17 protein-coding genes and 2 pseudogenes are annotated in these 21,615 nt (G+C 54.4%); 15 read left to right on the top strand and 4 right to left on the bottom strand.

Annotated elements, in window-relative coordinates:
* Positions 1-1,617 precede the first annotated feature (1,617 nt).
* Positions 1,618-2,778, top strand: a pseudogene (locus tag ACX8ZY_RS23240) (IS30 family transposase).
* A 1,118-nt stretch (positions 2,779-3,896) separates the two neighbouring features.
* Entirely contained in the window at positions 3,897-5,543 is a 1,647-nt protein-coding gene (locus ACX8ZY_RS23235) for a methyl-accepting chemotaxis protein (protein WP_337016638.1), read from the top strand.
* Between the two features lie 622 nt (positions 5,544-6,165).
* On the opposite strand, the gene ACX8ZY_RS23230 is transcribed toward ACX8ZY_RS23235, so the two are convergent.
* On the bottom strand, positions 6,166-7,167 hold the full coding sequence (locus tag ACX8ZY_RS23230; RefSeq protein WP_459261414.1) for a helix-turn-helix domain-containing protein: 1,002 nt from the start codon (positions 7,165-7,167) through the stop codon (positions 6,166-6,168).
* Between the two features lie 306 nt (positions 7,168-7,473).
* Between ACX8ZY_RS23230 and oxdA the strand changes: the two genes are divergently transcribed.
* The 9 genes from oxdA to ACX8ZY_RS23185 all read left to right on the top strand — a co-directional run bounded on the left by oxdA (position 7,474) and on the right by ACX8ZY_RS23185 (position 14,414).
* A complete protein-coding gene (oxdA, locus tag ACX8ZY_RS23225) occupies positions 7,474-8,520 on the top strand; it encodes an aliphatic aldoxime dehydratase (protein WP_337016236.1) in 1,047 nt (348 codons plus the stop codon).
* Positions 8,521-8,557: 37 nt separating this feature from the next.
* Entirely contained in the window at positions 8,558-9,424 is an 867-nt protein-coding gene (locus ACX8ZY_RS23220; protein WP_013360168.1) for a transporter, read from the top strand.
* Between the two features lie 111 nt (positions 9,425-9,535).
* On the top strand, positions 9,536-11,050 hold the full coding sequence (locus ACX8ZY_RS23215; RefSeq protein ID WP_337016239.1) for an amidase: 1,515 nt from the start codon (positions 9,536-9,538) through the stop codon (positions 11,048-11,050).
* Positions 11,051-11,100: 50 nt separating this feature from the next.
* Positions 11,101-11,748 carry a nitrile hydratase subunit alpha gene (gene nthA, locus ACX8ZY_RS23210; RefSeq protein ID WP_346530461.1) on the top strand — a complete coding sequence of 216 codons (648 nt, stop codon included), beginning with the start codon at positions 11,101-11,103 and terminating at the stop codon, positions 11,746-11,748.
* On the top strand, positions 11,745-12,404 hold the full coding sequence (nthB, locus tag ACX8ZY_RS23205; protein WP_325177810.1) for a nitrile hydratase subunit beta: 660 nt from the start codon (positions 11,745-11,747) through the stop codon (positions 12,402-12,404). Before nthA ends, nthB begins: the two co-directional genes overlap by 4 nt.
* Positions 12,401-12,835: a nitrile hydratase accessory protein gene (locus ACX8ZY_RS23200; RefSeq protein ID WP_013360172.1), complete on the top strand. Its 435-nt coding sequence runs from the start codon at positions 12,401-12,403 to the stop codon at positions 12,833-12,835. Before nthB ends, ACX8ZY_RS23200 begins: the two co-directional genes overlap by 4 nt.
* Before the next feature lie 30 nt (positions 12,836-12,865).
* Complete coding sequence (locus ACX8ZY_RS23195; protein ID WP_013360173.1) at positions 12,866-13,075, top strand: CbtB domain-containing protein; 210 nt, start codon at positions 12,866-12,868, stop codon at positions 13,073-13,075.
* Positions 13,076-13,085: 10 nt separating this feature from the next.
* Positions 13,086-13,850: a CbtA family protein gene (locus ACX8ZY_RS23190; protein ID WP_337016247.1), complete on the top strand. Its 765-nt coding sequence runs from the start codon at positions 13,086-13,088 to the stop codon at positions 13,848-13,850.
* Positions 13,851-13,853: 3 nt separating this feature from the next.
* Positions 13,854-14,414, top strand: a complete 561-nt coding sequence (locus tag ACX8ZY_RS23185; RefSeq protein WP_459261409.1) for a histidine phosphatase family protein — start codon at positions 13,854-13,856, stop codon at positions 14,412-14,414.
* 155 nt (positions 14,415-14,569) lie between these two features.
* On the opposite strand, the gene ACX8ZY_RS23180 is transcribed toward ACX8ZY_RS23185, so the two are convergent.
* The 3 genes from ACX8ZY_RS23180 to ACX8ZY_RS23170 form a co-directional block, all read right to left on the bottom strand.
* Complete coding sequence (locus tag ACX8ZY_RS23180; protein WP_013360176.1) at positions 14,570-15,508, bottom strand: IS110 family RNA-guided transposase; 939 nt, start codon at positions 15,506-15,508, stop codon at positions 14,570-14,572.
* Positions 15,509-15,863: 355 nt separating this feature from the next.
* Positions 15,864-16,202: a hypothetical protein gene (locus tag ACX8ZY_RS23175; protein WP_346530467.1), complete on the bottom strand. Its 339-nt coding sequence runs from the start codon at positions 16,200-16,202 to the stop codon at positions 15,864-15,866.
* Complete coding sequence (locus ACX8ZY_RS23170) at positions 16,199-16,498, bottom strand: hypothetical protein (protein WP_459261406.1); 300 nt, start codon at positions 16,496-16,498, stop codon at positions 16,199-16,201. Before ACX8ZY_RS23170 ends, ACX8ZY_RS23175 begins: the two co-directional genes overlap by 4 nt.
* Here ACX8ZY_RS23170 and ACX8ZY_RS23165 point away from each other — a divergent pair.
* The 4 genes and pseudogenes from ACX8ZY_RS23165 to umuC all read left to right on the top strand — a co-directional run.
* On the top strand, positions 16,482-18,368 hold the full coding sequence (locus ACX8ZY_RS23165; RefSeq protein ID WP_459261404.1) for a tyrosine-type recombinase/integrase: 1,887 nt from the start codon (positions 16,482-16,484) through the stop codon (positions 18,366-18,368). The genes ACX8ZY_RS23170 and ACX8ZY_RS23165 overlap by 17 nt on opposite strands.
* A 105-nt stretch (positions 18,369-18,473) precedes the next feature.
* The gene (locus ACX8ZY_RS23160; protein ID WP_337016255.1) at positions 18,474-18,992 is read left to right on the top strand and encodes a GNAT family N-acetyltransferase; all 519 of its coding nucleotides are present in this window, start codon (positions 18,474-18,476) and stop codon (positions 18,990-18,992) included.
* Between the two features lie 317 nt (positions 18,993-19,309).
* The gene (locus tag ACX8ZY_RS23155; protein WP_459261402.1) at positions 19,310-20,332 is read left to right on the top strand and encodes an alpha/beta hydrolase; all 1,023 of its coding nucleotides are present in this window, start codon (positions 19,310-19,312) and stop codon (positions 20,330-20,332) included.
* A gap of 221 nt (positions 20,333-20,553) precedes the next feature.
* Positions 20,554-21,594: pseudogene (gene umuC, locus ACX8ZY_RS23150) on the top strand (translesion error-prone DNA polymerase V subunit UmuC); the annotation flags it as partial.
* Positions 21,595-21,615: the final 21 nt, after the last annotated feature.

Raw genomic sequence — 21,615 nt, 5'->3', positions numbered from 1 at the left:
ATAACAATCATGCTCAGGGAAATATGATGGATGACGCAGATCTAGCACATGAAGTTCAGGAGGCGCTGATTGCTTCGGCCCTGTTAGCCCGTAAACCCGGACTGAAGAGTCCGGACGGCAGGTGTAACTGGTGCAAGGATGAGGCGGCCGTGGCGGGTACGGCTTTCTGTTCTGCTGAGTGCGGAGAAGACTACGTCAGAAACGAGCATCAGATGAAACAACGTTACGTCCCGTCTAAATATCTGTCAGATAATCCCGGTAATAAATGATTCAGGGCCGTGCTATCCTGACGGCCTTTTCGTAACTTTATGCCCCAGTCCCGAACCGCGTCAGAAAGGCTCCACTGCGCAAAATTAGGCTGGTTCAGATATGTTACTCCCTACTCCAACCCTGTTCACGGAGTACACCATGCAGGAGTTCTGATTTTTAAAAAGGGTAAGCATATCGCCGCCCTTAAAAGAACCGACGCGGAAAAATCCGCTCAACTGTCCAATGCCGGCTGGGAAAAGCAGTTTGAAGATGTTCGCGCTGCCGATGCTGAACGTGCGCTCGCCAGGCTAGCCGACATGCGGAAAGAGGAAGTCACGACGGAGCGAGCTTTCGTAACGAGTTCCGTATTCAGCAGTCTCCTAACGGCCATTCTCAGGTAACGACCAGTTGGCAGAGTTATATGACTCTGCCAACTGGTCGTTTTTAACATAAGAGTTCGGTCACGAATCCCGTGGCTGTAACAGGCTGCGGGCCTGGTGCCCCTGCGCGCCCCTGAAAACGCATGATACTGTAAGCGGCGGTTTCTCTTAACGCGAATTTCACTGCCTTACTTTCCTTCCCGGCCCCGCTGGCCAGGTTTCGGGATTTATTTCAGCCATCCGGGATGTTTATCACGGATGGCTGCCCCGGAAATCACCTTCTGTATTACGACTACGTTCCTGCGCTTCAGGCACCAGACAGCGGACGCCGGCAGAGGCGTGCCCGTTTTCAGGGCAATAAAAACCGCCATCACGGCGGTACAAAGAGCAATACTGTGACTCTTTTTTTATCGTGGTCAGCCGGAGCCGCCGGCGGATCTTAATCATATAAAAAATCGCTACGGCAGCAAGCTTAAGCGGATAAAAAACGGGTTCTCATGTCCGGTTACCTCCCCGCCTCTGCCGGCAACGCGGTGCCTGAGGCCTGACGCGCCGAATTTTGCCCGTAAAAAAACCCGCCATCTTTCGGAGCGGGCTGAACAATCAGTTCTCGTTCACAATTTACGGCAAATGGGCCGGATCCTGCAGGGGAACGGCCCGCTTTCAGCATGGAAGAAAATTGCGGTTATGCAAGCCGGGATAAGCTGCAAACGCAAAAAAATGGCTCCCGTCCGGGAGCCAGAAAAAACCCAATGGTCTGGGTCGTTGCCTATCTCTGGTGAAGGATGATTTAAGTATCGGCCGGATTTTCGCGGGCATCAGCCCGGCCGGCACAATTTTTTCGTACCCGCCCGTATGTTGTATTTACCATAACAGTGCTTCTGCTTCTGCTTCTGGCACAAAGCTGCCTGTTGAAAGCAACGTCCGTTATTGGCTGTGAGTTCAACGGGTCGATGCAGCGCTATCCTTAATCAAGGGGGACGTTGCCATGAAACGAAGAACACGCATTTACTTCACGCCAGAACAGAAAGCGATTATCTGAGACAGATATAAGCAAGGTGATTCTCTGCATGATATCGCCAGAATGTTCGACAGATTTCACTCTTCTATTATGCCTACAATCCACCAGACAGGTGGCTGCCGTCCTCCCGTGCGAAAGCGGCACCGGTTAGCGCTTTCGCTTGATGAAAGAGAGGAGATATCCAGAGGATTGGTAGCAAAACGCAGCATCAGGGACATCGCAGCCAAATTATCAAGAGCTCCTTCAACGATTAGCTGCGAGATCAGGAGGCACGGCGGTGCAAAACAATACCGTGCATCAAAAGCGGATACTGCTGCGTGGGAAAATGCTCTGAGACCAAAACCTTGCAAGCTAATCGAAAGCCCCGCATTGTGTAAAATCATTGCAGAGAAGATGCATCAGGACTGGTCGCCGGAACAGATCGCCGGCTGGCTGAAACGCTGTTATCCGGATAGTCAGGAAATGCATGTGTCACACGAAACGATATATAAAACGCTTTTTATACAAACCCGGGGCGCATTAAAAAAAGAACTGCAGCAATGCCTCAGAAGCGGAAGAGTCGTGCGTAGATCCAGAACATCATCGCTTAAAGGGAAAAGACTAGGATCAATCCCGGATACGGTCTCTATCAGCGAAAGGCCACCTGAAGCCGCTGACAGAGCAGTACCAGGTCACTGGGAAGGTGACCTGCTCCAGGGCTCTAAAAACTCCTGTATCGTCACCTTCGTAGAACGTCATTCCCGTTTTGTTATGCTGGCCAAAGTCAGGGATAACAAGACCATAACGGTTATATCTGCACTCATCAGACAAGCCCGGGAATTACCTGCTGAGCTTTATAAAACATTAACATGGGACCGGGGCGCTGAAATGACCAGCCATACCCGGTTTACTGTAGCCACAGATATTCAGGTTTACTTCTGCGATCCTCAATCTCCCTGGCAACGCGGCTCCAATGAAAATACGAACAGATTGCTCAGGCAGTATTTTCCAAAAGGAACTGACTTATCGGTTCACAGCCAGCAAAGACTAAACAGTGTTGCCAGGCAGCTCAACGAGAGGCCAAGAAAAACGCTAGACTATGAATCACCCGCAGAGCGATTCAATCAGTGTGTTGCATCCATCGGTTGAACTCACAGCGAAGAGCGGACATTCGTTACTTTCAACAGGCAGCTTTGTGCCAGAGGCAGAAGTAGCATAAGCACTGTTTTGGTAAATACACCATGCAGGCGGGTACGAAAAAATTGTGCCGCACGGGCTTATGTCTGCGGCAATCCGGCCGATACTTAAATCATCCTTCACCAGGGATAGGCAACGACCCAGACCTCTGTGTTTTTCTGGCTCCCGCGCGGGGCCATTTTTTTTGTGTCTGCAGCTTATTCTGGTTTGCAGTGCCGCATTTTCTTCCATGCTGAAAGCGGCCCGTTCCCCTGCAGGATCTGGCCCGTTTACTGTGAACGAGAACTGATTGTTCAGCCCGCTCCGAAAGATGGCGGTTTTTTTACGGCCAAAATTCGGTACGTCAGGCCTCAGGCACCACCGTGCCGGCAGAGGCGGGGAGGTAACCGGACATGAGAACCCGTTTTTAACCCGCTCACGCTTGCTGTCGCGGCGATTTTTTATATGATTAAGACCGGGCGCGCTCCGGCTGACCGCGATAAAAGCAAGAGTCACAGTATTACTCTTTGTACCGCCGTGATGGCGGTTTTTATTGCCCTGAACACGGGCACGCCTCTGCCGGCGTTCGCTGTCTGGTGCCTGAAGCTGAGGGACATGGTCGTGATACAGAAGGTGAGCTCCGGGGCAGCCATCCGGGACAAACATCCCGGATGGCTGAAAAAAATCCCGAAACCTGGCCAGCGGGGCCGGGAAGGAAAGTAAGGCAGTGAAATTCGCGTTAAGAAAAACCGCTGTTTACTGTATCACACCTTTATCATAGATGCGCAGGGGCAGCAGGCCCGCAGCCTCCCGTCAGCCGCCAAAGTGTCCGATGCTGTTTACTATCCGGCCCGGTCACGCACGCAATGCCGTCCTCGTCCTCTTCATCCTGCACCAGCTCACCGCAGAGGCTACCGGGTATCTATCCCCCTTCTGTTTCTTAGGCCTAAACTTTGAGTCACCTGCTGTCGATAATGCCAGCAAGGTGACGTTTTCAGGTCACCGCCACACATCATAAAACGACACAGACAATGTATCTCCGGATGCCTCAGACTTTCTACACTCAGCTTTTATCATCAACGGGAACTTAGATGAACAACATCAGAATCGGCGTACGCCTCGGCGCAGCGTTTGGCTTTATCCTTTTTCTTCTGGTCATCATCGCGCTGACCGGCATCTCCCGTATTCAGTCTCTGGGTGACACGGCCACAACCCTGGCGGGCAGCCGTTATGAGAAAACATCGGCTGCAACCAGCCTTCGTTACTACTCAATCGACATGACCCGGCTGGTGCGCAACGTCATCATTCTCAACGGTGACACGGGCAGGCAGGCGGGATTTAAAAAAGACTACGACACCGTTCGCACAAAGATGGCCGATGCCATCGACAGGATTGACCGGCTGCTCAGTACCCCGAAAGGCCGGGAGCTGCTTGCCCTTATGAAAAGCACCGACAGAGAGTATCAGGCATTTTCAGACGATGTCGTTTCGCTCGCCATGCAGGGCAGGCGGGATGAAGCCACACAGATGCTTTTCGGACCGCGCTTCCAGACCCAGTCTGACTACATAAAAGCCATCAATGACATGGTGAAGTTTCAGGAGTTCCAGATGCAGAAAGCCGGAGCATCTGCATTGCAGGAGCGGCAAAGTGCTATTATCCTGCTTTCCACGCTAAGTATCGCAGCCGTTCTGCTGGCGATGCTTCTGGCCTGGCTCATCACGCGCAGCATCGTCCGCCCGCTTAATACGGCGCTCAATGCGGCGCAGCGTATAGCTCTCGGAGATCTGAGCGTAACCGTCCCTGTTGCTGGCCGCGATGAGACCGGCAGGCTGCTTGCAGCGGTTGCGGAAATGCAGGACTCGCTGGCGCAGACCGTCAGTAGCGTGCGCCGGAACGCAGAGAGCGTGGCCACGGCCAGCCTGCAGATTGCGCAGGGCAATGCTGACCTGTCCCAGCGCACGGAGGAGCAGGCCAGCGCGCTGGAAGAAACCGCCGCCACCATGAGCGAGCTCAGCGTGACGGTCAGGAATAACGCCGACAATGCCCGTCAGGCGGCGCAGCTTGCCGTGAACGTGCGGGATGTCGCCCGCCAGGGAAATGAGGTCACCGCCGACATCACCGGGACCATGAAGTCCATCGGCGAAAGCTCCGCCCGTATCGCTGACATCACCTCGGTCATTGACGGCATTGCCTTCCAGACGAATATCCTGTCCCTGAATGCGGCCGTTGAGGCGGCCCGGGCGGGCGAGCAGGGGCGGGGCTTTGCCGTGGTGGCCGGGGAGGTGCGCACGCTGGCAGGCCGCAGCGCCACGGCGGCCCGCGAGATACGTCAGCTGATTGAGGCAAACTCAGCCAGCGTCAGCGCGGGCAGTGTGCTGACTGACCGTTCCGCTAGCACCATGGCGGACATCGTGGCGTCGGTTGGCCGGCTGAGCGACACGGTTGAAGAGATTACCGCCGCCAGCGCCGAGCAGGCGGGGGGCATCGAGCAGGTGGGCATCGCCGTGACGGAGATGGACGGGGTGACCCAGCAGAACGCCGCGCTGGTTGAGGAGTCGGCGTCAGCCTCGCAGAGCCTGCGCGAACAGGCGTCCCTGCTGGTACAGTCGGTGTCGGTGTTCACGCTTGCTGCAGACTCCCGTCCCGATGCAGCCGTCACGCGCGTAAATCTGCCGGTCTCCGCAGCGGTGAAGCCTCCGGTGACGGACAAAGCCGACGGAAACTGGACTACCTTCTGATTCTCACTCGCGTCCCGGCATGCCGGGACGTATCACTCCAGCCCGTCAAAAAGTTTGTATCAGACAGCAGTCAATACGGCCGCAATGTGACGCTTACCTTCATCTGGTGAGAGTTCTGAGTCTATGACCTCAAAGTCGTCCGCCACCCAGATGTGGGCCACGCACCGAGTGGCAGGGGCAAACCTCGACAAGCTGGCTATCAGGCCGGCAATGGTAAGTTCTCTTTTCATCATCTGCTCCTCAGTCAATGGTTGCACGGCCTCCGCCGTGCCGACACAGCAGCCGGGCGCAAAGCGGAGCAGACAGGGTCGACGCCGGAGAGGACTGAATGTCCCGCGCACGGCGGGGAACGGGTGAGCAGTTGTGTTTAACTTCAAGATATTTCACTATGAACAGTGAATAAACGCACCGTAGAGGAAGCATTTTTTGCTTAGCCTGATGGATAAATCAGAAGGCGGCCAGGGATGAAAAGCTGAACTGGCTTTTGATGTGAGGCTGAATGCCTCTAGATGAATACATCTGAAGTAAATAGATGTTAAACCTGCCAATTCTACAGCAGGTATGAAGAAAACTGAGCTTATTGCATTGACGCACGATAACACTTTTGGTTAGTGCGTTAGTCTTAAGCCAGTTCTTCATGCCCGGAAAATCCACCCATGTTAATCACGCATGAATTCTCCTTCATCACCGAGCTGGGCGTTACTCCGAAAGCTTTACGGAATGCATGACTGAAATGAGTCAAATCAGAGAAACCGTGATCCAGAGCTATCTCTGAAACACTTCGTGCCCCGCCCTGAACAAGGGCATTTCTGCAGGCGGTCAGACGTTCCTGCCATATAATAGCAGCCGGAGTTTTCTGATGACGCGCAAAAGCACGGGTTACAGTGCGGACGGACACATGATGCGCTTTCGCAATGCTTTGCAGACTTAGTTCGGGGTTCTTCAGATTACGACTGATATAGTTACGTACTCTCACGTACAAATCGCATTCAGCAGCAACTTTATCGATACTCTGAAGTTCAACACTAAGCGTCAGCAGATCCAATATCGTCTGCGAAAAGTGCCCGGCCATTTCCGGGTTACCTGACAGAACAGAATTATTTGCGGCCAGACAGACGATTTCCCGGAGTGGGACCACACCGGGGCGGTTGTTATCAAGAATTGTGGCGGTCATTCCCCTTCCGGCTGAAATCTGCCCATTGAGAAGGTGTCGCGGAATCCGGATCAGATGATTATCGCTCCCGCCAATGCTGAAACGAAAAGTCTGAGCCGCATCATAAAGCACCAGGTCTCCTGCTGACAGAGAGGCCCTGCGGCCGTCCTGTTCGAGCTGACCATATCCCCTCTGAATATAGCCCAACCACAGGTCATCCTCCGGCCCCGAGCGCAGATGATGTGCCTTTCTTTCCCAGTGATGCAGTGTTGAATTAAGGGTGCACACATCTACCAGCCCTATTTCACGTACCGCAAGCTCACCATTGAATCTGCCGTCAGCCTGAGGCTTACCATCTGAAGGAATACAGTGACGAAGAATAACGTCATGCCAGTAATCGAAGCGCTGATGGACTGCAACCTCTCCGGTTGAATACCGAATTTCGCCCTGGGGTGCGGAACAATTTTTCACAGCGACACCTCATATAAATCGGCTGATAGCTAATAGTTGTTCCTGACTTTAAGCAATTTCCGCGCCATGCTTTCATCCCGCACCACATGCATATACTGACGCGGTCAGAAGTGTGCCAGCCTCCCCGGTGCACTTTTCCAGGGCACTCCCGCACCATTTCTATTCAGATTTAATCCGCGGTAACGCAATCAAAGATGTGTCCGCAACAGCCAGCTGATTGTCCTGCTCAGCCAGGTAGGCAGAAAAATTCTCCTTAGTATCGGTGTTGAAAATATTCATCACTTAAAAATCATACCGGAGAGTTTTATGGAATCAGCCATCGATAAGCACCTCAAATGCCCCCGCACGCTGTCCCGCCGGGTTCATGATGACTACGAACCTCCTTTTCCGATGTTTGTCGGCCGGGCAGATAAAGATCTGACTCAGGTCGTCATGGCCTATCTGGGGGTGCAGTTTCATGAAGAGCACCGGCAGAAAGCTGTTCTGGCCATGCAGCACATGGTCGACAGCTTCGGTCTTGATTACGGTCCGGGTCACCACGACATGACATTTCATGTCGATAACCAGGGATTCGGAAATTTTATTGTGGTGGGCTACTGGCGGGATCCGTCAGCCTATTGCCGCTGGCTGCGCCTGCCAGAGATCGAAAACTGGTGGTCATCGGACAAACGTCTGAATGATGATCTTGGCTATTTCCGGGAAATCATCGCACCGCGCGCCGAGCAGTTCGAAACTCTGTATGCCTTTAAAGAGGAGCTGCCGGGTGTCGGGGCCCTGATGAATAATCTCAGCGGTGAAATACAGGAACACGGCTACTGGGGATCGGTGCGTGACCGGATTCCGGCCTCACAGAATGACTGGCTGCAGCCTGACGGCGAGTTGCGCATCATGGCAGGCGACCCTGCAGCCGGAGGCCGGGTGGTGGTACAGGGCCACGACAACATAACGCTTATCCGCTCCGGTCAGGACTGGGCAGAGGCCGATGAACAGGAGCGCCAGCTTTACTTCAACGAGATGCTTCCACCGCTGCAGGCAGGCATGGATTTTCTGCGCGACGAGGGGCACGAGCTCGGCTGTTACAGTAACCGCTTTGTACGCAACGTCGACCGTAACGGAAACCTGCTGGATATTGCCTACGATATTGGCTTCTGGCGCTCTCTGGACCGGCTTGAACGCTGGGCCGAATCTCACCCCACCCATCTGCGTATCTTTACCACCTTCTTTCGTGTCGTAACCGGCCTGCAGAAGCTGCGGCTTTACCATGAGGTTTCCGTTTCAGATGCCCGTTTTCAGACCTTTGAATACATCAACTGCCATCCTGGAACCGGGATGATGCGTGACGCAAAGCACTGAGAAAAATAATTAACAACGTCAACATTCTGGGGGTTTTATGCACGCATTACGTTTCAGCGCGCCAACGCTCATGCTCGCGTCTCTGCCGGCTTTCGCGGTGGAAGTGGCGCCCGGTGATTACAGCCAGTTCCCTGACGGCACAACCGTAGGGCTGCTTTACTACCAGCATGCATCAACCGGCTCGGCGTACTCGCGCGGAAAAAAAGTCAGCTCTGATTACAACCTGACCTCTGATATCGGCATGCTGCGTCTTCTGCATACCGTGCAAATTAGCGAATCGGCGACGCTGGACCCACAGTTTCTTTTGCCGTTTGGGCGGATTTCAGGCGGCGGCGAGGCTGCTTCGCTTGGTTCAGCCAGCGGCACAGGAGACCTGATACTGACCGTTCCTCTGAAGGTCAGGCTCAGCGAGGGTGGCGACATTTTGGGGTTTGCACCTTATCTGTACTTGCCCTCTGGCAGTTACAACCATAACGATCCGCTGAATCTGGGCGAAAACCGCTGGAAAGTGGATCTGCAGGCTGCATGGGTGAAGTTCTTTACAGAACGCTGGGCGCTGGACGTGGTGGGCGATGGCATCTGGTACGGGAATAACAGTAATTATGGCTCCGGGTCATCACGACTTGAGCAGGATAACGCCTGGACCGCACAGATAATGGGACGATATATGCCCGATCAGACGCTCTCCTTTGGGCTGGGACTGGGTCAGACGTGGGGAGGCGAAACCACTATCGATGGTATGAATCAGGATAACCCGACTCAGACCACCAATATCCGCCTGACTACCACGAAATTCGTTACCCCGCGCGATCAGTTCCAGATACAGCTGGGGCGGGATCTGCACGTGGAGAATGGTACGGAAGAAAACTTCCGCGTGAACCTGCGCTACGCCCGCGTTTTTTGATGCTGTCCTTCCTGACCAGCTGGCTGTCCTTCTCAACCAGGTGGCGGGTAGCCGACCGCGTTATGTTCAGTGCAGGAAATCAGTCTTAGATATTTACATGAGGAACAGAGAATGGCCATTGAACGCCCGGATGCCACCCAGTTACAGCAACTCGCCCGCCAGCTTCATCTGACTCTTTCAGAGAGTGAAGCCGCTGAATATCTTTCCCTGATGCAGCCTAACCTCGATGCCTATGACCTGATAGAGGGTTTAACGGACGAAATTCCGCCGGTTGAGTACCCGCGCGAAAAAGGCCACCGCCCGGCAGGAGATGAAAACCCGCTGAACGCCTGGTATTACAAAAGTGAGGTACCAGGGGCACCCGATGGCAGGCTGAAAGGAAAAACCGTGGCGCTGAAGGACAACGTCGCCCTGGCCGGCGTGCCGATGATGAACGGGGCCGCCTCGCTGGAGGGGCATGTGCCCGTCTTTGATGCGACCGTGGTAACCCGCCTGCTGGACGCCGGCGCAACCATACTGGGTAAGGCCACCTGTGAACATTTCTGCCTTTCCGGCGGCAGTCATACCTCCGATCCGGCGCCTGTCCATAATCCCTGGCGTCAGGGGCACAGTGCCGGGGGCTCCTCTTCGGGCAGCGCCGCGCTGGTTGCCGCGGGTGAGGTTGATATGGCTGTCGGCTGCGATCAGGGCGGTTCTATCCGTATTCCCTCCGCATTCTGCGGCACCTACGGAATGAAACCCACCCACGGGCTGGTGCCTTACACCGGCATTATGCCCATTGAGGCCACTATCGACCATGCCGGTCCGATCACCGCCAGCGTGCGTGACAACGCTCTGATGCTGGAAGTCATGGCAGGTCCTGACGGTCTGGACCCGCGACAGTACAGCCCGCGCAGCGGGAACTATACCGCCGCGCTGGAGAAAGGGGTCAGTGGAATGAAAATAGGGATAGTGACGGAGGGCTTTGGGCTACCTAACCTTCAGCCTGCGGTCGCGGAGAAAGTCCGGGCAGCTATTGACCTCCTGATAAGCCTCGGCGCACAGGCAGGCGAGGTGTCGGTGCCTGGGCATGCGCTTGCCGCCGCGCTGTGGTCACCCATTGGCTGCGAGGGCCTGACGATGCAGATGATGCACGGCAACGGTATGGGGTTTAACTGGGAGGGCCTCTATGATGTTGCTTTGCTCGATAAACATGCCGGATGGCGTGCGAACGCAGACTCGCTCTCCCCCTCTCTCAAAATCTGTATGCTCATCGGCCAGTACGGCCTCACGCGCTACAACGGCCGCTATTACGCCAAAGCCCAGAACCTGGCACGCCGCGCACGCGCAGATTATGACCGTGCCCTGAGTGACTTCGATCTTCTGGTCATGCCTACCGTGCCGGTAACGGCCCCACCCCTGCCATCATCTGACTGTTCGGTAACGGAATATATCTCCAGGGCGTTTGAGATGATCGGCAATACTGCGGCCCTTGATGTGACCGGCCATCCGGCTATGTCTGTCCCATGCGGGCTGGCAGGGGGACTGCCCGTTGGCATGATGCTGGTAGGCCGTCACTATGATGAAAGCACGATTTATCAGGCTGCCGCCGCGTTTGAGGCAAGCGGCGACTGGAAGCAGATGTAATAACCGGGCCGCAATGTCCGACACCGTTTACCAACACCCGGAGAAGAACGATGGCACATGACCATGAACATGAGCACAACCACACCGAGCCCCCGGCAGAGATTGCGCTGCGGGTGAAAGCGCTGGAGTCACTACTGACGGAAAAAGGACTGGTTGACCCTGTTGCGCTGGATGAACTCATCGACACCTACGAACACCGCATCGGGCCGCGAAACGGCGCCCGCGTGGTGGCGAAAGCCTGGAGCGACCCCGATTATAAAGCCCGTCTGCTTGAACACGGCTCCGCGGCCATTGCCGAGCTGGGGTTTTCCGGCGTACAGGGCGAGGACATGATGGTGGTTGAGAACACGCCGGATGTTCATAACGTGACTGTCTGTACGCTGTGCTCCTGCTATCCCTGGCCGACGCTTGGCCTGCCCCCGGCCTGGTACAAGTCAGCGCCTTACCGCTCGCGTATCGTTATTGAGCCGCGAAATGTTCTGGCTGAGTTTGGCCTGAACATCAGCGAGGAAAAGGAAATAAGGGTATGGGACAGCAGCGCCGAACTGCGCTATCTCGTGCTGCCAGAGAGACCGGCCGGCACCGCGGGCTGGACTGAAGATCAGCTCGCTAAGCTGGTGACGCGCGATGCCATGATAGGCACCGGTGTTGCCCTGCAACCCGATGCCCTGAAAGACATTCCGGAGGATGTGCGATGAACGGAATACACGATCTGGGCGGCATGCACGGCATGGGTGCCGTCATTACTGAAGAAAATGAACCGCCTTTTCATCACGAATGGGAGCGACGCACCTTTTCATTATTTGCCTCCCTGTTTGTCGGCGGCCACTTTAACGTCGATATGTTCCGGCATGCCATTGAGCGCATGAACCCGGTGCACTACCTTGAAGAAAGCTATTACGAACACTGGATGCACGCTTTCGAAACGCTGCTGCTTGAAAAGGGGGTGATAACCCCGGAAGAGCTGGCCGGCATTCAGCAGCCGGGAGAAGTCTCTGCTGACATCCCCGTATTACGCCAGGAAATGGTGCAGGCCGTCATCATGACAGGAGCATCAGCCCGCGTTGAGACAGACATTCCCGCTAGCTTCAGGGCGGGCGACCGCGTAAGGGCAAAAAACATCAATCCAGTCGGCCACACCCGCCTGCCGCGCTATGTACGCGGAAAAACCGGCACAATTGTCATTGACCACGGCGTATTTATTACCCCGGACACCGTGGCACATGGCCTTGGCGATCATCCGCAACACGTCTACAGCGTCAGCTTCGACGCCACAGAGTTGTGGGGAGAAAACGCGCCGGCAAAGGACACGGTGCGCATTGACCTGTGGGACGATTATCTGGAGGCGTTATGAGTACATTCACATCGGTAATGATGAGTGAACCGGAAGCATGCAGCGCACCGTTTGAGCACCCATGGCAGGCGCAGGTCTTTTCCCTGGTCGTCTGCCTGCACAAGGCAGGACTGTTCAGCTGGAAGGCCTGGGTCGACGTGTTCAGTGCAGAAATTAAAGCGCACCCGGCACTGGCGCATGAAAGTGTCAATGATGCCTATTACCGCCAGTGGGTGGCCGCAACGGAAAAGATGCTGATGTCACTGCAGATGGCCGATGAGGCAGAGATAAGCTGCCGGACAGATGAATGGCGTCAGGCATATCTTAACACTCCCCATGGCATGCCGGTGACGCTCGTCAGGGCAAGCTGCCCGCCTGAGCATGTTCACCACCACCCGGTGCACCGTGTCCCCGTGGCTATAAGCCCGGGAACGTCACAGATTGATTCCTGAAGATTTTGCAGCCAGAGAAGAGGACAAATTATGGAACACATTGTTGAAAATATTCGTTCAGAGCACGCGCCGATTCCCCTTAACGCAATCCTGCCCTGGGCTACATTTATCACGCTGATGGTGCTTCTGTCGGTTTATTTTATCGGTGCTGAGCAGGGGGCAACCGCCGTCTTCTCCGGCAATCAGATCCATGAGTATTTCCATGATGCCCGGCATCTGCTGGGATTTCCCTGCCACTGAGGACTGACGCATGACCGGAAAGCTGTTGTTGAACGGAATGTTCGCCGGAATGCTGGCGGGTATCGTTGCCTTTGGTTTTGCCCATTTTCTGGGTGAGCCGCAGGTTGACAAAGCCATAGCCTTTGAAGAAACGCTCAGCGTAAAGCATGCCAGCAGTGAAAGTGAACATCATCATAATCATGATGACGAAGGCGAGGTTTTCACCCGCGGTACACAGTCCGGAGCGGGCCTGCTGAGCGGGATGATATTGTTCAGCGCCGCAATGGGTGGAGCACTGGCGCTGGCATGGTCGCTATGCTGGCAGCGTACCGGCCCATCCAGCGCAAGAGCGCTTGCGCTGATACTGTCACTGGGGGGATTTCTGTTTATGAGCCTGATGCCGGGGCTGAAATATCCGCCCAATCCGCCGGCGGTGGGTGATGCAGCTACGATTGGTTACAGGACGATGCTTTACTTCATCATGCTGCTGGTTTCAGCCGCGATTGTTGTTACGGCAGCCTGGGGTGCGCACCAGCTCCGGACACATATGGGCAACTGGAATGCAGCGCTCTGGGGTATCCTGGCTGGCCTCACGATGCTGATTGTGGCCTGTCTGCTGATGCCGGCGGTGAATGAAATACCCGAAGGCTTCTCTGCAGACGTTCTCTGGCGCTTCCGGTTAAGTGCTTTCGGCACGCAACTGGCCATGTGGTGTACAACCGGACTTCTGTTTGGCTGGCTGACAGAAAAGAGCCTGAACAAAGTCAGGCTTCGTTTTGCGTCTGCAGGCGACTGAAGCGTGAGCGCGGTGATGCACCTTATCTGCCAGGGAGAAATCCTGGCAAACCGCCACACGCGTTTTCCGGCGAATGACGAGCTCAGTGAGAAAGCAATTGCAGCCCTGAGCAAGATGAAGGTAGATATCAGAGCCGGGAGTAAAATATGGCTCGCTCCGGAGGTTGCAGTCCTACAGACTGCAGCCGCATTGAGGCTGAGGGGCGAGGTTGTTACTCAGCTGGCTGAGCCTGACTATGGTCAATGGGCGGGCCTGCCCATAAAACAGGTTATGAAGGATAACAGTGAAGCATTTCATCGCTGGCTGTCGTGTGACGCACCACCGGGTGGCGAGAGTATAGCTGCGATTATATCCCGTACAAGTGAATGGCTTTCACGAAATGCGGGTGTGCAGGGGCACCACTGCACGATTGCATCGGCAGCGGTTATTTGCGCAATCATAACGGGTCTGCTGGATGCGCCATTGAGTGCATTCCAGCGGATCGATGTTGCGCCAATGAGCAGAACAATTATCACAAGTACCGGAAGCCGCTGGAATATCTGCACGTTAGGTGAAAAATTATAGTTTCTACATAATGTTATTTCTACTGATGGAACAAATTATGACGGATTGTGCGGCTAAAATGTCTGGCCACATTGTCTGATACCAGGCATGGCGGTCTGACTTGTTCAGGCGTGCATGATATTATCTTGTCAATGGCGAAGGGACTGGTTTCGGGATTACATCATCGTTATTTTTTTCTCACCATCCCGGATTATCGCATTTATGATGGTTATCAACTTACGCATACATGCCGTCATGGCAACTTTGAATACTTTGCCTCTTGCTGTCAGGTTTTCATAAAAAGCCTTGATTTCCGGGTTATAGCGCACAGCCGAAAGTACAGCCATATACAACATTGAACGGATATCAGAACGGCCACCCCAAATCGTCCGGCGTCCACTGAAATTCCCACTATCCCTGGAGTAAGGACAAAGTCCGATAAGAGCACTTATCTTACGGCGATCAAGCGTTCCCAGTTCAGGCACTTGGGTAAGTAATGCCGCCATCACAACCGGCCCTACTCCTTTAACCTCTTTAAGTAGTTCCACTTTCTCTTTCAATACGGGAATCTTCCCGATCCTTCCAGCGAGGACTTCGTCGATACGCTTTATTTCTGAGGTCAGCCACTGAATGTGGCGACGAATATCAGTCTTAATTTCCTGCTCTGTTTGTGCTTCAAAACGGTTCGTCTCCATTGTGCGATTAGCGACGAGCTGACGCCGGCGACTAACCATTGCTTTAAGCTTCAACAGTTCCTTATCAGGCTTCTCTCTACACGGCGGATCCATACGCATACCGTATTCACAGATTAGTCTGGCATCCTGTACGTCAGTTTTTGACCGATACCCCAACGCACGACTGAAGTTCTTTATCAGGCGCGGATTAACGACAGCAACCTTGAAACCACGCAATTCAAGTAATTCTATAAGCGCTCTGTGATAGTTACCTGTTGCTTCAACCACGAATAAGCTGATTTCGTTGCTGCTGACTAAATCCAGCAACGCCTCAAAACCTTTGGCAGAATTTTCAAAGTGATAGGTGCCAGTACATCCACTTACACATACGTCAAAGCTATTCTTGGCTATATCTACACCCACAATGACTTTCATGTTCATTTCAGTTCTCCCGGTCTTGCAAAATTCGGGCTGGAATTAACCGCCCAGGCAGTTGTTCGGGCTGGTGCTGAAAAAAATGCTGCGCTTTTCAGCTCACCCTCGGGCTTTGAAACCCAGCAGGCCGGTCGTGCAGCAGCATCCTTATTGCCAGTTTAATCTGACACCCCCAACATACAAGCAGGACGGCGAAGCTTACCTTGCAGGCGAAGCGGCCCGGCTACCGTGAGGGCACGGCACTTTATCCCTGCCGGTTTCCGGCCGCAGGACGGGAAGCGGCAAAAGAGGCGGAGCGAAGCGACTTCATTATCCCTTACAGATGAGATGCCGCCGGTCGGGGCGGCATCGGGTGAAAATATCAGGGCCGGTAATCTTCCCACCGGCAGTCGCTGCGGTCACAGATGACGGGCGCATCCGGCGAACCGCTCGCCGTCCACTCATCGAGGAACCGCAGTCCGGCCAGCGTCTGTGCCTCACGTTCATCAAGCAGAACGATGCTCTTCAGCCAGACGCTGCCCCGATCAAACTGCCAGTAGCAGCCCTGCGAACAGACGGGACGTTCCGGCGGCCACCAGGTTTCCCCCATCCGTTCGCATGCGGCTTCGGCCAGCGTAAAGTCCTGCCCGCTCAGCAGCAGGTGGTATTCATGTGAGCTGCTGCCCGCCTCTTCCTGATAACTGACCAGCCAGATGTTCATTCAGTCTCCCTCCGGGCCTTCACGCTTTCTGCACAGTCGCGCATAAATTCCCAGCTGAGGCTGACGTCAGCATCCAGCGTTCTGTCCGCCAGTTCGATCGCTGCAGTCACTTCACCGGGCGTAAGTTCCGGGGCAATGTCCTCAAAGTCGTCCGCCATCCAGACGTGGGCCACACACGGCGTATCCGGGGCAAATCCCGACAGGCTGACGGATATTGCCGGCGTAAGCGGATGCAGCAGCAAAATCGCCGGGCTGGTGATAGCCGGACTCCTGCGCGAGATGCATTCCTCCGGCATGCCGTGCTGGCGATGGACACAGGAACACTGGCAGACGCTCTGTCGGGAAGCCAGAGACGGCCGTCCGTTAATGGCCGCCTTTGCCTGGCATCTGGCAGGTTTTCATGACCCGTTCAGCCTCCCCGATATACGCAAACCCGCCCTCTACGCCTCTGCCATTTTCGGCCAGGCTTTTTATCGTCAGGAGCTGCACCGTCTGACGGATACGCTGATGTCGCTGGGTTATGCTCCGGCAAGCCAGAAAAATCACATATCAGGCATACTGGCCACGCTGATGATTATGAACCGGGATCCCCGGCTGGAGACGTTTACGCCGGACCTGCTGTGGCAGGTCCAGTCTGGCATGGAGGCAGGGACCTCCCGTTATGTCGGGCGGGTTTCACACGGTCTCGCTGCGCTGGGTATTATCAGCGCCCCGATGAGGATGCGAAACTACACAAAGTGGTACGAGAAGCCGGTAGAAGGCATCGATCCGGCCTGGGTGCACTGGTGCCGGCGCTGGCGTGAAACGTCGGTGCTCAGGCCGCGTACCCGTGAAAGCCAGTACAGCTTTATTTTGCGCTGCGGTCTCTGGCTGACAAAGGAGCATCCGCAGGTGCGGGAACCGGCAGACTGGACGATGGAAACCTGTGCCAGCTTCATCGCGGCGGTAGGCCGGTTGAACGTGGATGAACTTCAGCTGGGTACGGAAAGAGGCACCCGCAAATCGGTGCGCTCCGGCGAGCCCATGATGCCGCATTCCCGGGCGCATTTTATTTATTCACTGCGCCGTTTTATGATTGATTATGAAAACTGGGGCTGGGGGCGCCTGCGCTTCAGCCCTGCCCGCCATCTTTCCACACCGGATACGCCTCTGTTCCGTCGCGGCGTTAATCCCCGGGTAATCGACGACCCGGTCTGGCTGAAGCTCATCTGGGCCAGCCTGAATCTGCGTCAGGAAGACCTGCTTACTGAAATACATTATCCGCTTGCCATGCTGCAGGCGATGGCCGTCATCTGGACCCATGCGGGGGTAAGAAAGAGTGAACTGCTCCGCCTGACTACCGGTTGCATCGCGGCGCAGGCGGACGATATTGTGAAGGACGACGGCAGCATCATCCCGGCCGGAACCCTGTGCTACCTGCATATCCCTGCCGGAAAAACGTCAAAGGCCTTTGTGAAACCCGTAGCGGCCGTGGTGAAAAAATACGTAGACATCTGGCTGGATGAACGTCCCTCTGAACAGGCTATGCTTACGGACGAGCGAACCGGTGAGAAAGTCCGCCTTCTGTTTCAGTATCGCGGTAAGCCTGCCGGCAGCGCTATCCTCAACCGCACGGTGATACCGATGCTCTGCGCCAGGGCGGGTGTGCCTCTGGAAGACAGCGGCGGAATAATAACCAGCCACCGGGGACGGGCTTCAGCGGTAACCGCACTGGCCAGCGTACCGCAGGGGATGTCGCTGTACGAGCTGATGCAGTGGACAGGGCATGCAACGCCTCAGTCCACCATGCATTATCTGCGCATCCGTCCGACGCAACTAGCCGCCTCGTTCGTCAAAGCAGACCGTGTCGCTCACATGATAAGCGTGCTGATTGACCACGATCCGGAAGCCGCCAGCCTGACCGGACCCGCGACGTATTATGATTTGGGCGATTCGTATTGCACGAATCCCTTCTGGAGCAGCTGTCAGCACCGGATGGCCTGTATCGGCTGTGATTTTAACCTGCTCAAACAGAGTGCGCGCGGACTGGTACTGGAAAGCAAAGCTTCTGTCAGGCGTTACCTCGAGGAAGTTCCGCTTACACCCGATGAGAGGGCCATCATTGAACAGGACGCAGAGAAAATTGAGCAGGCTCTTAAAAGGTTGCCGCTTAAACCTGAAGGATAAAACGGTCCGCTTTGTGCCAGAAGCGGACACTGCTTACATAGTGAAAGGGTGATTTATGTGGAGAATTAAGCGAAAGTAATGCCTTCTGGTAAAAAGGAGTGTCGGATGAACTTAGAAACTGCGCGTTTAAGGCTTGAGCCCTATCATGACTCACACTATGAAGGCTTAAGGGTAATGGAAAACGACTCCGGCGTGATGCGGTATATCAGCAACGGCATTGTTAAAACACCAGAAGAGACCTGGGAAAGTATCAGGCGTGTTCAGGCCAGATGGCAGAAATATGGATTTTCGTGGTGGGCTATTAAAGAGCAGGCTTCCGGGGCCGTGGTTGGGGCAGCATGCCTCCAATACCTGGCAAATGTTGAAGGTGCCCCCTTAGAGATTGGCTGGCGGCTCCTCCCGGAACACAATGGCAAAGGCTATGCAACAGAAGCGGCTAAAGCGATTATTGATTTCGCAGCAGAGCAGATAGGCGCGACGTATTTAGTGGCTGTTGCCGACCCTGAAAATGCGGCTTCTCAACGAGTGATGCAGCGATTAGGCATGACTTACAAAGCAATAGAACAGCATTATGATGTGCCTTGCGTAGTTTATGAACTTAGCATTCAGCCCGCTCAATCATAATGAGAATATGAACACAAGGTCCGCTTTGTGCCAGAAGCGGACGTTGACAGCCCGGCACTGCAGTGGCTGCCCTGAAGCTGGACGCAAGTGATTCTTCAGTTTCAGGCCTGACTAAATTTGGCTCCGCAATCCAAAATATATAAAATATTTTCATTTAATTTGTGACATTCATCCTCTCCATATTTTCATACCCTCAACAAAAAAACACCTTAAAATCAGGCTCTATTTGGCATTTAAACTATAATCAGGTCTCATCACCTGGATTCGTACGGATGATTTTTCACTGACCTGATACAGTTAATTGTTAAGGATATATCATGAATAAAGTGACCTCTGCCCTGATTAGCAGCAGTATTTTTCTGGCTATGAGTGCGGCCGGCGCGGCCTCAAACGATGTTCATCTGGAGCATCACACGCAGTCTTTCGTTGACCAGCTGAACAGCGGTAATGGAAAACCCATTGAGAAACTTTCGCCGGAGGAAGCCCGCAAGGTTCTGTCCGGTGCACAGTCTTCAGTGAAAGTTGACCTCTCCGGCGTGACAACCTCAAACAAAACCATTCAGGTCGATGGTAAGCCCGTAGAACTGACCATCGTCAGGCCTGAAAATGCCTCAGGAAAGCTGCCGGCCTTTATGTTTTTCCACGGAGGAGGATGGGTTCTGGGAGATTTCCCGACGCATCAGCGCATGGTCCGGGACCTGGTCCTTACGTCCGGTGCGGTGGCCGTCTTTGTAAACTATACCCCCAGTCCGGAAGCACACTATCCGGTTGCCATAAACCAGGCCTACGGTGCCACAAAGTGGGTCGCTGAACATGGCGATGAAATCAGTGTCGACGGTAAGCGCCTCGCGGTCGCGGGAAACAGCGTTGGCGGAAACATGGCGGCAGTGGTAAGCCTGATGGCAAAAGAAAAACACGGACCTGACCTGCGTTACCAGGTGTTGTTCTGGCCGGTAACCGATGCAAAATTTGACACAGCCTCCTACGAAAAATATGCGACAAAGCGCTTCCTGACCCGGAATATGATGAAATGGTTCTGGGATAATTACACAACCAGCGATGCGCAGCGCAATGAAATATACGCTTCACCGCTCCGTGCTTCAGAAACCCAGCTGAAAGGTCTCCCGCCAGCGCTTGTACAGACGGCAGAGAACGATGTGCTGCGGGATGAAGGGGAAGCTTACGCCCGTAAGCTTAACGCAGCCGGCGTGGACGTGGTTCAGGTGCGTTATAACGGCATGATACATGATTACGGACTGCTGAATGCTCTCGCCGAAGTTCCTGAAGTTCAGGCCTCACTGACTCAGGCGGGTAGTCTGCTTCGCGAGCATCTGAAATAGTTTTAGCGGGCTGCTCAGAATGCTGACCAGCCCGGTTTTACTCTTCCTGAACCCTTCTTCATGCCGTAGATCAGTGCGATTATGGCAATCACAGATATAACCCCAAATCAGACATTTCATCCCGAAAGACTATTACGCCGAAAAAAAACGTCTGCTGTTCGCTCATAGCAGTCATTCAAGTCTGAACTAATACTGTAGATTTTCCATTCCACATAAATCATAGCCTTAGCCAGAGAGTGATGACGGCGCTGGAAGAAATGACCCCCCGCGTGGAGCAATATTCCATCGATGAGATGTTTCTGGACCTGACTGGTATCGACGGGTGTGAGGATTTTGAGCACTTCGGCCGGCGCCTGCGGGCGCACGTGCTGGCTACAACCGGTCTGACAGTCGGTGTGGGTATGGGGCCGACTAAAACGCTCGCAAAGAGTGCTCAGTGGGCGAGTAAGGAATGGCCCCAGTTCCGTGGCGTATTGGCGCTGACGCCGAGAAATATCCGGCGTACCGAAACACTGCTCTCAAAACAGCCTGTGGAGGAGGTCTGGGGAGTTGGCAGGCGTATCGGTAAACGACTTAACCTGATGGGGATCAGTAATGCTCTGCAGCTGGCGCACGCGCACCCTGCCCTTATCAGGAAAAATTTCAGTGTTGTGCTTGAGCGGACCGTACGTGAGCTGAACGGTGAATCCTGTATCCCACTCGAGGAGCTGCCGCCTGCTAAGCAGCAGATTTGCTGTTCAAGGTCTTTTGGTGAGCGCATTACCTCTAAGATACTTATGCAGCAGGCGCTTTGTCAGTATGCGACCCGGGCCGCTGAGAAGCTAAGAGGAGAACGTCAGTTCTGCAGGCGTATCAGCATTTTCATCCGGACCTCGCCTCACGCAGAGAATGAGATTTTCTATGGTAACAGTGCCGGCGAGAAGCTCAGCCTGCCGACTCAGGATACACGCGACATTATCGAGGCCGCTATACGATCACTTGACCGTATCTGGCTGGAAGACCGCCGGTACATGAAAGCCGGCATCATACTCGATGACTTCACTCCAAATGGCGTCAGTCAGCTGAATCTTTTTGATGATGTGCAGCCGCGGGCTAACAGTGCGCAGCTGATGAAGGTACTGGACGGTATCAATCAGTCCGGGCTGGGAAATGTATGGTTTGCAGGACAGGGGGTTAGCACGGATTGGAAGATGAAGCGGGACATGCTTTCGCCGTCGTGGACTACGCGCTGGGATGATATACCTGTTGCCCGCGTATTATAAAAAAGTAACAGCTCAGATTTC

This window comes from Pantoea sp. XAF26B01_ASV70, from assembly GCF_054512635.1.
Note: the sequence above shows the minus strand (reverse complement) of the source record. Positions and strands in the feature narration are given on the sequence as shown.